The sequence below is a fragment of the Enterobacter asburiae genome, assembly GCA_011754535.1.
GTDB lineage: Bacteria > Pseudomonadota > Gammaproteobacteria > Enterobacterales > Enterobacteriaceae > Enterobacter > Enterobacter cloacae_N.
In genome coordinates, this window is record JAAQVN010000001.1 from 2,744,229 (window position 1) to 2,758,128 (window position 13,900).

At 60.8% G+C, this 13,900-nt stretch carries 8 protein-coding genes; 2 read left to right on the plus strand and 6 right to left on the minus strand.

All coding sequences use genetic code 11. The features are described 5' to 3' along the window. Positions 1 to 95: 95 nt before the first annotated feature. Entirely contained in the window at positions 96 to 1,493 is a 1,398-nt protein-coding gene (locus HBM95_12945; GenBank protein ID NIH43835.1) for a NarK family nitrate/nitrite MFS transporter, read from the minus strand. A gap of 309 nt (positions 1,494 to 1,802) precedes the next feature. Here HBM95_12945 and narX point away from each other — a divergent pair, with 309 nt between their 5' ends. After that, positions 1,803 to 3,599: a nitrate/nitrite two-component system sensor histidine kinase NarX gene (gene narX / locus HBM95_12950; GenBank protein NIH43836.1), complete on the plus strand. Its 1,797-nt coding sequence runs from the start codon at positions 1,803 to 1,805 to the stop codon at positions 3,597 to 3,599. After that, a complete protein-coding gene (narL, locus tag HBM95_12955; protein NIH43837.1) occupies positions 3,592 to 4,242 on the plus strand; it encodes a two-component system response regulator NarL in 651 nt (216 codons plus the stop codon). The genes narX and narL overlap by 8 nt, the downstream gene beginning before the upstream one ends. Before the next feature lie 3 nt (positions 4,243 to 4,245). On the opposite strand, the gene HBM95_12960 is transcribed toward narL, so the two are convergent. The 5 genes from HBM95_12960 to ntrB all read right to left on the minus strand — a co-directional run bounded on the left by HBM95_12960 (position 4,246) and on the right by ntrB (position 13,899). Beyond that, positions 4,246 to 5,652 (minus strand): YchO/YchP family invasin, encoded by a 1,407-nt coding sequence (locus HBM95_12960; protein ID NIH43838.1) that lies wholly within the window; start codon positions 5,650 to 5,652, stop codon positions 4,246 to 4,248. A 75-nt stretch (positions 5,653 to 5,727) separates the two neighbouring features. Continuing rightward, positions 5,728 to 8,226: a nitrate reductase gene (locus HBM95_12965; protein ID NIH43839.1), complete on the minus strand. Its 2,499-nt coding sequence runs from the start codon at positions 8,224 to 8,226 to the stop codon at positions 5,728 to 5,730. Beyond that, a complete protein-coding gene (gene nirD / locus HBM95_12970) occupies positions 8,223 to 12,209 on the minus strand; it encodes a nitrite reductase small subunit NirD (GenBank protein ID NIH43840.1) in 3,987 nt (1,328 codons plus the stop codon). Before nirD ends, HBM95_12965 begins: the two co-directional genes overlap by 4 nt. A gap of 13 nt (positions 12,210 to 12,222) precedes the next feature. Next, a complete protein-coding gene (locus HBM95_12975; GenBank protein NIH43841.1) occupies positions 12,223 to 13,011 on the minus strand; it encodes an ABC transporter ATP-binding protein in 789 nt (262 codons plus the stop codon). A 9-nt stretch (positions 13,012 to 13,020) separates the two neighbouring features. Then, positions 13,021 to 13,899, minus strand: a complete 879-nt coding sequence (ntrB, locus tag HBM95_12980; protein ID NIH43842.1) for a nitrate ABC transporter permease — start codon at positions 13,897 to 13,899, stop codon at positions 13,021 to 13,023. Position 13,900: the final 1 nt, after the last annotated feature.

A 13,900-nucleotide genomic window follows, 5' to 3' on the forward strand; every position in this document is an offset into this window, starting at 1 on the left:
CCGCAGGTGACTGCTGTAAAAGCTTTCAGTATGTTGTAACTATTATTCGACCAAAAAAAACGCGGCCCGAAGGCCGCGCAAACGGATAATCACACTTACTTATTTTTCTTGGTATTACGGCCATATACCAGCCACGTAATCACAACGCAGGCGATATAGAAGACGAGGAAGACTTTCATGGCGCCTGCCGGAGAGCCGGTCAGGTCCAGCGAGATACCGAACGCTTTCGGGATAAAGAAGCCGCCAATGGCGCCAATCGCAGAGATAAAGCCCAGCGCCGCAGCCGTATCTGTCGCCGCTTCACGCATGGCCTGCTCTTCGCTTCCACCCTGCGCTTTCACGCGATCCATCGTCAACTTGCGGAAGATCACGGAGATCATCTGGAAGGTGGAAGCACTCCCCAGTCCGGCGGTCAGGAACAGCACCATAAACACGGCGAAGAAGGCGATGAAGCTACCGCCCTGCCCGTCAGCAGGCAGCGTCAGGAACAGCAGCGCACAGAAGACCGCCATCACAATAAAGTTCACCAGCGTCACGCGGGTACCGCCCAGACGGTCAGAGATCATACCGCCCAGCGAGCGCGCCAGTGCGCCAATGAACGGGCCGAAGAAAGCGAACTGCAGGATCTGCACGTCCGGGAACTGGGTTTTCGACAGCATCGCAAAGCCCGCTGAGAAGCCGATAAACGAACCGAAGGTAGCCAGATACAGCAGCGCCATCACCCAGAGGTGTCCACGCTTCAGCACCGGCAGCTGCTCGCTCAAAGAGGCCTTTGACGCGCTCAGATCGTTCATAAAGAACCAGGCTGCCAGGGTGAAGACCACCAGGAACGGGACCCAAATCCAGGCCGCGTTCTGCAGGTAGAGGGAAGAACCGTCCGCCTGCTCCACGCCACCGCCGCCGAAGGCGGCAAAAATAGACACAGAGATCGCCAGCGGCGCAATCAGCTGCATCACGCTCACGCCCATGTTGCCCAGACCGCCGTTAATGCCCAGCGCGCCGCCCTGCTTCGCTTTCGGGAAGAAGAAGCTGATGTTCGCCATGCTGGAGGCAAAGTTAGCCCCCGCAAAACCGCACAGCAGGGAGATAATCACGAACACGCTGAACGGGGTGGAGGTATCCTGCACCGCGAAGCCAAGCCACACGCAAGGGACGATCATGATGCCCGTACTGAACGCCGTCCAGCGGCGGCCGCCGAAGACCGGCACCATAAACGCGTATGGAACACGCAGCAGCGCGCCAGACAGCGACGGCAATGCGGTCAACATAAACAGCTGATCGGTCGTAAACGTAAACCCAACTTTCGGCAGGTTTACCGCGACCGCGCTAAACAACATCCATACGCAAAACGCTAAAAGCAGACACGGAACGGAAATCCACAGATTCCGGCTTGCTACACGATGGCCGCGCTGTTGCCAGAACGCCGGATCCTCTGGACGCCAGTCTGTAATAACGGCACCATTTTCCCTTTCGGGAGCGGATGAGTGACTCATAGACACCTCTGATTCTCGAATGATGCTGCAAACATTAGGGTTTTAGGGCGGCGGTAAGTTGATATAAATCAAAGGAAAAGTTCGGGGATTTGCGGCGCAAAAAAAGGGCTTATCCTTAGTGAGTAGAATAATTCGGTAAAAAAGACGTGGTTTTTCACTGTACTGACGGTTCCTTGCTACCACCGCTTCTTCGCCTATACTCCGTTGGCAATTTAGGGGTAATCCTTTATTGGTATGGGTATACTCCAGGGTATGCACCAGAATAACGCCATTCCTGCAAGCAGGCCACGTCAGGAGCCCGGCAACTCTATGTTAAAAAGATGTTTATCACCGCTGACTCTCGTGAATCAGCTAGCCCTGATTGTTTTGCTGTCTACCGCCCTTGGCGTGACCGGCATGGCGATTTCCGGCTGGCTGGTACAGGGAGTACAGGGTAATGCACATGCCATCAACGAGGCAGGCTCGCTACGCATGCAGAGTTATCGTCTGCTGGCGTCGGTTCCTCTGACGCAGGGCGATCGGCCCTTGATTGATGAAATGGAGCGCACGGCCTTCAGCCCTGAACTGGAAAACGCTGCCATCCGCGCCGGCCAGCAATCCCAGCTTAAAGCCCTGCAGGGCTACTGGCACACCCAGCTGGAACCCGGCCTGAAACAGGCGCGCAGCGCCGAAACCGTTGCTCAGGACGTAGCGGGTTTCGTATCCCGCATTGACGCGCTGGTCTCCTCTTTCGACCAAACCACCGAATTACGCATCGACCGGGTGGTGATGGTACACCGTGCCATGGCGCTGTTTATGGGCCTGCTGCTGATCTTCACCATTATCTGGCTCCGGGCGCGGCTGCTGAATCCGTGGAAACAGCTGCTGGCGATGGCGCGCGCCGTGACGAACAGAGATTTTACCCAGCGTACGCACATCAGCGGTCGCAACGAGATGGCCATGCTCGGCCAGGCACTGAACACCATGTCGGCGGAGCTCTCTGAAAGCTATGCGGTGCTGGAGCAGCGCGTGCAGGAAAAAACGGCCGGGCTGGAGCAGAAAAACGAAATCCTCTCCTTCCTTTGGCAGGCCAACCGTCGGCTGCACATGCAGGTGCCGTTATGTGAACGCCTTTCGCCGGTGCTGAACGGCTTGCAAAATCTGACCCTGCTGCATGATCTGGAGCTGCGGGTTTACGATGTGGAAGATGAAGATAATCATCAGGAGTTTACCTGTCAGTCCGACATGTCCTGCGATGATAAAGGCTGTCACCTGTGCCCGCGCGGCCTGCCGCTGCAGACTACTGGCGGCACTACCCTGAAGTGGCGGCTGACGGACAGCCATACCCAGTACGGTATTCTGCTGGCAACGCTGCCAGCCGGGCGTCATCTGAGCCACGACCAGCAGCAGCTGGTTGATACGTTGGTTGAACAGCTAACGGCCACGCTGGCGCTAGACCGACATCAGGAAAAGCAGCAGCAGCTGATCGTCATGGAAGAGCGCGCGACCATTGCCCGCGAGCTCCACGATTCTATCGCCCAGTCGCTCTCCTGTATGAAAATGCAGGTGAGCTGCCTGCAGATGCAGGACGCGGAGATGCCGGAAAGCAATAAACAGCTGCTGAGCCAGATCCGCAACGAGCTGAACACCTCCTGGGTACAGCTGCGCGAGCTGCTGACCACCTTCCGCCTGCAGCTGACCGAGCCGGGCCTGCGCCCGGCGCTGGAATCCAGTTGTCAGGAATTTAGCGCCCGGCTGGGCTTCCCGGTGAAGCTGGATTACCAGCTCCCCCCGCGGTTTGTACCTTCCCATCAGGCGATTCATCTGCTGCAGATCGCCCGCGAAGCGCTGAGCAACGTGCTTAAACACGCTGAAGCGACGGCGGTTACGGTCACCGTCAGCCAGCACGCTAACCAGGTCAGGTTGACGGTTTACGACAACGGCCGCGGCGTGCCGGAAAACGCCGAACGCACTAACCACTACGGTTTAATCATTATGCGAGACCGCGCCCAAAGCCTGCGCGGTGATTGCCAGGTTCGCCGGAGAGAGACGGGGGGCACGGAAGTCGTGGTCACCTTCATTCCCGAAAAACCGCTTACAACTGCTCAAGGAGAAACCCATGACTAATCAGGAACCGGCATCCATCCTGTTGATCGACGACCATCCGATGCTGCGTACTGGCGTAAAACAGCTGGTCAGCATGGCACCCGATATTACCGTGGTTGGCGAAGCCAGCAACGGTGAACAGGGCATTGAGCTTGCCGAATCCCTCGATCCCGATCTGATCCTGCTCGATCTCAACATGCCCGGCATGAACGGTCTGGAAACGCTCGACAAGCTGCGCGAGAAATCCCTTTCCGGTCGCGTGGTGGTCTTTAGCGTCTCCAACCACGAAGAGGATGTGGTCACGGCGCTGAAGCGCGGCGCGGATGGCTATCTGCTGAAGGATATGGAGCCGGAAGACCTGCTGAAGGCGCTGCAGCAGGCGGCCGCAGGCGAGATGGTGCTGAGCGAGGCCCTGACGCCGGTGCTGGCCGCCAGCCTGCGGGCGAACCGCGCCACGTCTGACCGTGACGTCAGCCAGTTAACGCCGCGCGAACGCGATATTCTTAAACTGATCGCTCAGGGCCTGCCGAACAAAATGATCGCCCGCCGTCTGGATATCACCGAAAGCACGGTCAAAGTGCACGTGAAGCATATGCTGAAGAAAATGAAGCTAAAATCCCGCGTTGAAGCCGCGGTGTGGGTCCATCAGGAACGCATTTTTTAAGCATTACTCATCCGGCAGCAGCTTCCAGCGCGGGTCGTCGTCAGGTAATGCGGCCAGCGGCTGCACCACAACAAGCGTGATCTCATTGGACGAGACGCGCTGGCCCTTCTCATCTTCCACCACCGCCGAAAGATGCCAGCGGTTTGTCGCCCCCTCGCCGTCATTCCAGGCCGGCATAATCACGCTCCAGCCGTCGGTGCTGTTACTTTTCCCCGGGGACGTCAGGCTTAAGGCCTGGGTATCACCCTGCCAGTGGATCTGGCGGATGCCGTGGGTGCTGCGCACCTGTAGCTTCAGCATAACGGTTTCGCCCCCCTTCAGGTCCCACGGCGGGGTTGCCAGCCAGACGGAGAGCGTTTTTCGCTGGCGGAACTCCATCACCGGCAGGCTGTTACGCTCCGGCGAGTCATAGCGGCTTCCGCGCAGGGATCGCGTGGCGGCGACTTCCCCGGACGAGAGTTGCTTCACCAGCGGCACGCCGAAGCGATAGTTGAGCTTCAGCCCGAGGTTATTCTGGTTCTCTCCGCTTTCGCCCTGCTTATGCGCGGCGGTCAGTGTCACCAGCGGTACGGGGGTATAGTTAAGCCCGAGATTGACCGCTACCGGGTTGTGATAGCCAGTTCCGCTGTTGAAGAGGTCGACGTTGTCGCCAAAATACTGCTCGACGCTGACGCTGGTGTTCAGGTGATGAAACCACGGTAGCCAGGCTTTGGCGGTAACGTCATATCCCCGCGCCATGCGCTGCTCCTGGACGTCAGAGCTGTCGCGCCAGCTGGCAAAAGGCTGATAGTAGTTAGCCGACAGCCGCAGATTTTCTCCCCACACCTCCGCACCCAGCCCGGCACGCTGCAGGTTCTCATCCAGCAGGTTGTCGTAAAAGGTGTTGTAGCCCAGCAGCCATTTCCCGGCCACCCAGCGCTGGCCGATTCCGGCGTTACTGACCAGGCCATCCGTCTGCTGCGTCAGGCCGAGCTGGCTCCAGCTCAGATAACGGTTGTTATCGTTCCAGGGGATAAACCAGCTCCCGCTACTGCCGTTGAATTTGCCCTCATTATCCACGAGCAAATTGACGCTGGCATTCCCCCACGGTGACAGCCAGGATTCAATCTGCTGGTTCACCTCGCCGCTCACCGCGTCGCGCACCTGACCAAAAGCAAACTGCCGCGCCTGCTCGCCCGTTGTCAGGCCGTTGTCGGTCATACTGGCTTCACCAAAGGCTTTCGCCATTTCGGCGAGATGCTTTTCCCCTTCCCCGGTTGGGGCCGCCATGCCGAGATCGGGCAGACTGTCCCCGTTATTATCAAACGGATTTTGTGCCTGCTGGATAAAGGAATTCGGAGCACCATGAACGGCTCCGGCAGTAACAAGGGAGAGTAAAACAAGCGTTCGGAAAGGGGGAGAAACAGTCATCAATGTCGTAAGAATTACCCGGTGCTTACGTAAGAACACCAGTTACCTTAACGCGATTTCTCCCCATTTGCAGCTTTAAGGGGAATTTTCCGGAATTTCCTGAAACATTGTTTTGAGCTCAGGCACGCACGAACCGCAGTTCGTTCCGCAGCGTAACCGCGCGCCCAGCATGGTTACGGAATCACACCCTCCGGCAATCGCTTCCCGTATCGCGTTTTCTCCAACACTGAAACAGCTGCAGATGATGCGCCCCGGACCGGCACTCTTCCCCGCGCCCTGCCCGTTCAGCAGCGCATGCCGCGCTGCGGGCGTCGAGGGTGGCGACTGAAATGCGGCGTCAATCACCGGGTGCGCCAGCTCGGGCAACGCGGTGCCTTCCCAGAAGCCGAGCATCAGATGGCCTTCGTGCCAGGCCAGCACGCTGCTGCGTTCCCCGGTTTGCGCAACCTGCAGCTGCCAGCCGCGCCCGCTGGCATAATCCATGACCCACGGGAGCAGCGGCTTATCACCTGCTATCGTCATTCGCGAGGGTTTACGCCACCAGTGAACCGAAGAGGGTATTTCCGGCCATTCCCGGGCATAGAGCTCCCCCTGCCAGCCGGGCTGCCAGGGCATGATTCTGACGGCGGTTTGTTTACTCTCCGGCTGGCCCGACGCCGGATCGCAACGCCCTTCCACCAGCGCGTTCACCTTACCCTGGCGGGCAAACTCAGCGTTCCAGTGCATCGGGGCAAATGCTTCGCCTTCCCGTATTCCATCGTTGATTCGCACTCTGGCAACCATGACGCCGCGCGGGGAATTGATGCGCGCCAGCTGGCCGTCACACAGGGCAAATCGGATCGCGTCTGCGGCGCAGACCTCAACAAACGGCTCCGCGATATGCTGCATCAGCCGGGGTACGTATCCTGTCCGGGTCATGGTGTGCCACTGGTCGCGGATGCGCCCGGAGTTAAGGATCAGAGGGTAGAGCGCGGTGGTCGTTGCGCCGTGCGGCAGCGGCTCGACCGGCACCAGGTTTCGGCGCGGGAAATCCCCCGTTCGCCATTGATAAGGTTCAAGTCGCTCCCACGCTTCACGGGTTAGCCCGGCCAGCTCATGCAGGTTGAATGCCCGCGCGCCGTCGTTTTCAAAGGCAGTAAGCGCCGCATGCTCGCAAAAAATGTCGTGCGGATGATCCCAGGCAAAGGCCTCGCCGTAGCCCAGCCGTTTTGCAATCTGAGCCACGATCCACCAGTCAGGCTTCGCCTCGCCCGGCGCGGGCAGAAACGCACGCTGGCGCGAAATACGCCGCTCGGAATTGGTCACCGTGCCGTCCTTCTCCCCCCAGCCCAGCGCCGGAAAACGGATATGGGCAAACCGGCTGGTGTCGGTATCTTTCATCACTTCAGAAACCATCACCAGCGGGCACACTGCCAGCGCCTGACACACCGCGTGGCTGTCCGGCAGCGACACGGCAGGGTTGGTGCCCATGATCCACACCGCCTTCACCTCGCCGCGGGCGATGGCGTCAAACAGCTCCACCGCCATCAGGCCCGGCGTCTGCGCCAGCCGTTCCGTTCCCCAGAAACGCGCCACCCGAGAGAGATCGTCCGGCTCGAAGTTCATATGCGCCGCCAGCTGGTTCGCCAGCCCGCCCACTTCACGACCGCCCATGGCGTTTGGCTGTCCGGTCAGCGAAAACGGGCCGCAGCCCGGACGGTTAAATTTCCCGCTGGCAAGATGAACGTTAATGATGGCGCTGCACTTGTCGCTGCCGCTGGTGGACTGGTTGATCCCCATAGTGTAGAGCGTTATCGCCCGCGGCGCGGTGACAAACCAGTCATAAAAAGTCCCCACTTTCTCTGAAGGAAGGTCGCAAAACGCCGCCACGCGGGCAACCGGCCACTCATCGGTGCCCTGAATCAGATTGAGCAACCCCACAAACAGCCCGGCGTCGCTGCCGGGTTTAAGCGCCAGATGCAGGTCGGCAATATCGCAGGTAGCGGTTTTACGCGGGTCAATCACCACCACCTTCATCTGCGGGTTGTTATGCTTTGCCTGCACCAGGCGCTGATAGAGCACCGGATGCGTCCAGGCCGCGTTCGAGCCAGCCAGCACCACCAGATCGCTGTTTTCCACATCCTCATAGCTGCACGGCACCACGTCTTCGCCGAAGGCACGCTTGTAGCCCACCACCGCCGAGGACATGCAGAGCCGGGAGTTGGTATCAATGTTCGCCGCGCCGATAAACCCTTTCATCAGCTTGTTGGCGGCATAGTAATCCTCGGTTAACAGCTGGCCGGAGGCGTAAAACGCCACCGCCTGCGGCCCCCATGTGTCGACGATCTCCCGCAGCCGCTCACCCGCCGCGTTCAGCGCCTGCGCCCAGTCAACCTCAATTCCGTCGACAACGGGGCGCAAAAGCCGCCCCTGCAAACCCGTTGTCTCCCCCAGGGCTGATCCTTTCACGCACAGGCGGCCAAAGTTCGCAGGATGGGTTTCATCCCCACGAACGCTGACCGCGCCATCCTCCACGCTGGCGACCACGCCGCAGCCTACCCCGCAGTAGGGGCACGTTGTCCGGGTATCCGTCATGAGGCCTCCGCACGCATTACCAGCTCTTCGTTTCCGACCCACACCTTGCCGTTTTCAATTTTTACCGGCCAGGCGCGCACCGCGGGTTCACCGTTCTCCACCTGACAGCCGTCGCGCAGACGAATGCGCTGCTTGTAGAGCGGGGAAATTACCACCGGCTCGCCCGCCGCATCGCCAAGGATGCCGCGCGAAAGCACGTTCGCGCTGCTGCCCGGCTCCAGATCGTCCAGGGCATAAACGGACGTTCCAAAGCGGAACAGCGCAATCGGTTTTCGGCCAAGCCGCGCGCCGATGCCCGCCTGCTCCGGGATATCGTCAATGCCGCAGATTTCCTGCCAGCGCTTGCTATCGTCCGACGGTGCGTGGTTCACCGCGGTGCGGAACAGCGCCAGGCGATCAGGATCGTTGAGCGTGGTTTGCCACTCGCACTGGTACGTCTCTACTACCCGGGCCATCTCCTGCTCCAGCTCGTGGGCGATGCCGAGGCTGTCGTTGAGGATCACCTCCCGCAAATAGTCGAGGCCGCCCTCCAGGTTGTCCATCCAGGTGCTGGTGCGCTGCAGGCGATCCGCAGTGCGGATATAAAACATCAGGAAACGATCGACGGTGCGGATCAGTGTTTCGTCGTCCAGATCGCTGGCGAAGAGATCCCCATGCCGCGGCTTCATGCCGCCGTTGCCGCACAGATAGAGGTTCCAGCCTTTGTCTGTGGCAATCACCCCCACGTCTTTGCTCTGCGCCTCCGCGCACTCGCGGGTGCAGCCGGAAACCGCCATTTTGATTTTGTGCGGCGCGCGCAGGCCCTTGTAGCGGTGTTCCAGCCGTACCGCCAGGCCGGTGGAGTCCTGCACGCCGTAGCGGCACCAGGTCGACCCAACGCAGGATTTCACCGTGCGCAGGGATTTCCCGTAGGCGTGCCCGGTTTCAAACCCGGCCTCCACCAGCGCCTGCCAGATTTCCGGCAGCTGTTCCAGAGTGGCGCCAAACAGGTCGATACGCTGCCCGCCGGTGATTTTGCTGTACAGGCCGTAGCGTTTGGCAATCTGACCGATAGCGATCAGCCCGTCTGCCGTCACTTCCCCTGCGGGCATGCGCGGCACGATGGAATACGTTCCGTCTTTCTGGATGTTGGCGAAGTAGCGGTCGTTAGTGTCCTGCAGCGGCAGATGCGCCGGCTTCAGCAGGTACTCGTTCCAGCAGGAGGCCAGCACCGATCCCACCAGCGGCTTACAGATTTCGCACCCGTGGCCCTGACCGTAGCGGCTGATGAGCTGGTCGAAGGTGTGGATATGGTTGACGCGCACGAGGTGGTAAATCTCCTGACGCGAGTACGGGAAGTGTTCGCAGATATCCTTTTTTACCTCCACGCCCTGCTCGGCAAGCTGGAACTCCATCACCTGCTTCACCAGCGCGCTGCATCCGCCACAGCCGGTTGCCGCTTTGGTGCACTGCTTAACGGCGCCGATATCCGCTGCGCCCGCACTCACCGCCCGGCAGATATCGCCTTTACTGACGTTATGACACGAACAGATCTGCGCGCTTTCCGGCAGCGCCGCCACGCCCAGCGCTTTCGGCGCGCTGCCTGACAACGCGGGTAAAATCAGTGTTTCCGGCTCTTTCGGCAGGCTGATGCCGTTAAGCATCATCTGCACCAGCGTGGCGTATTCGCTGGCATCACCCACCAGCACGCCGCCCAGCAGCGTTTTGCCGTCGTGGCTGACCACAATTTTCTTGTAGATTTGCTGCGGGCCGTGCGTCCACTGGTAGCTTAGCGCTCCCGGCGTGCGCCCGTGGGCATCGCCAAAGGACGCCACGTCCACGCCGAGCAGCTTGAGCTTAGTGCTCATATCTGCCCCGGTGAAGGTTTTATTTTCGCCCGCGAGCGCGGCGGCGGCCACGCGCGCCATCTGGTAGCCCGGTGCCACCAGGCCGAAGATTTTCCCTTCCCACAGCGCGCATTCACCGATGGCCAGCACGTCCGGATCGGAGGTCCGGCAGCCGTCATCAATGCAGATCCCGCCGCGCTCGCCGACAGCCAGCCCGCCGCTGCGTGCCAGTGCGTCCTGCGGACGAATGCCGGCAGAAAAGACCACCATGTCCGTTTCCAGCTGTTCACCATCGGCAAAGCGCAGCGTCAGCCCGTCGACCGTCGAGACAATTTCCGTGGTGGCTTTACTGGTGTGAACGCCGACGCCCAGCGCCTCGATTTTCCTGCGCAGCATCGCCGCGCCGTCATTATCAAGCTGCACCGCCATCAGGTTGGGCGCAAACTCCACCACATGGGTTTCCAGCCCGAGCTGCCTGAGGGCATTCGCCGCCTCCAGCCCGAGCAGGCCGCCGCCAATCACCACGCCGCGGCGCGAGCCCGCGGCGTGGGCCGCAATGTTGTCCAGGTCGTCAAGGGTGCGGTAGACAAAGCAGCCCGGCAGATCGTTGCCCGGCACGGGCGGGACGAACGGGTATGAGCCGGTCGCCAGCACCAGTTTATCCCAGTGCGTTTCATGCCCGCTGGCGGTACGTACCACGCGCGCGTCGCGGTCGACAGCGACGATCTGCTGCGACAGGCGCAGCTCAATGCCGTTGTTGGCAAAGAAATCCCCTTCCACCAGCGAGAGCGACGCCGCGCTGCGTCCGCCAAAATATTCCGAGAGGTGCACGCGATCGTAGGCGGCATAGCGCTCCTCGCCAAAGACAACGATCTGATACTGCTGATGCAGATTGCGGTTAACGCAGTCTTCGAGGAAATGATGGCCGACCATACCGTGCCCAACCACCACCAGAGTAGGTTTTGTCATAGCGTTCTGTCCTGCAACCTGCGGTTGCGTAGTGAAACGATCGAACAGCCAGTCCGCGTGGGCGGGCTCAGCCGTTGCCAGTAAATCGGTAAATGTTGCCGCGCTGCGGCAGTCGCCCATCAGCAGCACGCCAGCCAGCGCCCCCTGATGAATAAGTAAACGCCGATAGTGGCGGGTCAGCGGATCCCATGAACTCCAGACCACATCGCTCTCCAGCGCTTCCGCACGCCCGAGGCTGAACAGCTCCACGCCGGTCACCTTGAGGCGCATGCCGTTGTCGGTCAGGGCAAACGGCGCGGTAACGTCCCCGGCCAGCCGCGCGGCGAGAATATCCGCCTGCGCCAGGCAGGGGGCGACCAGGCCAAACGTCTGGCCGTCAATCTCACAGCACTCGCCAATGGCGTAGACGTTCGGCCTGGAAGTCCGCATCTGGTGATCCACCACGATGCCGCGCGCGCAGCAAATGCCGCTGGCCTGCGCCAGCGCGACGTTGGGCTGCACACCGGTCGCCAGCACCACACGCGCGGCGGTGACTCGGCGTCCGTTCAGCAGCGTCACGCTATTCCCGTCAATTGCCGCGATACCGGAGGCGAGTTCACAGCTAACGCCCCGCGCCGCCAGCGCCTCTTCCAGCAGCATTCCCGCCTGCTGGTCCAGCTGCTGCTCCATCAGCCACGGACCGCGATGAACGAGCGTGACGTTGTCACCTGAACGCGCCAACGCTGCCGCCGTCTCTACGCCGAGCACGCCGCCCCCCAGCACCACCGCCGGACCGGCGATCGCCTGAATGGCCCGGGTATCCTCCAGGGTACGGAACGTGAAGACATGCGGCGCATCACCGCCAGGGATCGGCGGCACAAAGGGCGTTGACCCGGTAGCAAATACCAGCGCATCCCAGCCCAGCGTGTGGGCGGTGGTTTGCATTTCCCGCATGTCCATGTCCACAGCGAGCGCCTTTTCACCCCGCAGCACCGTTACGCCCCGCTCCTGGTACCAGCGGTCATCCTGAAGGCAGATGCCCGCAGCCGTTTTTTCACCGCCCAGCACCGGCGAAAGCTGGATGCGGTTATAGGCATGCTCCGGCTCATCACCGATGACGGTGATAGCGAACCGACCGGAAGCACGCCCGGTGAGCGAAGCAATCAGCCGGGTTGCCGCCATGCCATTCCCGATAATGACCAGTCGCATCAAAGCCCCCTCGCTACGCCGCTTTCGGCTGTTTTTCGTAGAGGAAATGAAGGATCTGCTGACGCATGTGGTGATAGCGGCTATCGTCCGCCAGCTGAACCCGGTTGCGCGGACGCGGCAGGTCTACGCGTAGGATCTCCCCGACGGTTGCCGCCGGGCCGTTGGTCATCATCAGCACGCGATCGGAAAGCAGCACCGCCTCGTCCACGTCGTGGGTAATGAGCACGATGGTGGTGTTCAGCGCCTGCTGGATCTGCATCACCGAGTCCTGCAGGTGGGCGCGCGTCAGCGCATCCAGCGCGCCGAACGGCTCATCCATCAGCAGCACTTTCGGCTTCATCGCCAGCGCGCGGGCAATGCCGACGCGCTGCTTCATGCCGCCGGAGATCTCCCCCGGACGCTTGTGCAGCGCGTGGCCCATCTGCACGCGGTCAAGGTTGTGCTCTATCCACGCTTTGCGCTCGGCCTTGCTCATGGTGTCACGGAACACCTGATCCACCGCCAGCGCCACGTTGTCGAAGCAGGTCAGCCACGGCAGCAGCGAATGGTTCTGGAACACCACCGCGCGCTCGGGCCCCGGCCCGGCGATTTCGCGGTTGTCGCAAATCAGCCCGCCTTCCGTCGGCAGCGTAATGCCGGCGATGAGATTCAGCAGCGTTGATTTGCCGCAGCCGGAGTGGCCGATCAGGCTAACGGTTTCGCCCTCGTGGATATCAAAAGAGACGTTTTGCAGCGCCAGAAACTCGCCGCTGGCGGTGGAAAAACGCTGGCTCACGGCCTGGACCTGAATTAATGGTTTCATGTTCGCTCCTTATTTTTCCTGCCAGCTAAAGCGACGGGCGATCAGCATCAGCCCCTGCTCCAGCAGCAGCCCGACCACGCCAATGATGACGATGGCGATGAGAATGTTTTCGACGTTGAGGTTGTTCCACTCGTTCCAGATCCAGAAGCCGATGCCGAGGCCTCCGGTGAGCATCTCGGCGGCGACAATCACCAGCCAGGCGATGCCGATGGAGAGGCGCACCCCGGTCAGTACAGCGGGCAGCACCGCCGGAAAAAGAATGCGGCGCATAATGGTCCACTCGGAAAGCTGCAATACGCGGGCGACGTTGAGGTAATCCTGCGGAATGCGGCGCACGCCTTCGGCGGTGTTGATGACCATCGGCCAGATGGAGCAGATAAAAATGGTCCAGCTCGACGCGGGCTCCGCCTTCTGGAACAGCAGCAGGCCGATGGGCAGCCAGGCCAGCGGGCTGACCGGGCGCAGAAGCGCAATCAGCGGGTTAAACATGCGCGCGAAAAAGGTGAAGCGGCCAATCAAAAAACCCAGCGGTATGCCCACCAGCGCCGCCAGGCCAAAGCCGATGGCAACGCGCTGCAGTGAAGCAAGCACGTTCCAGCCAATGCCCATATCGTTAGGCCCGTCGCGATAAAACGGATCGGCGAAAAGGGTAATAGCGGAATCAAGCGTGCTGAGCGGCGTCGGGAAACCTTTGCTGTTTATCGCTGCCAGCTGCCAGAGCACCACCAGCAGCCCGAGACCGAGCAGCGCCGGAATCACGCGCTGTAAAAAATCGTTCATCCGGCGCGCAAATGCGGGCGGGCGGCGGCGAACCTGTACCGGAGGCAGGACAATCACTTCCCCGCTCTCTGACGTCTGTTGTGGTTTCGTATTTTGCAGATGCGGCATA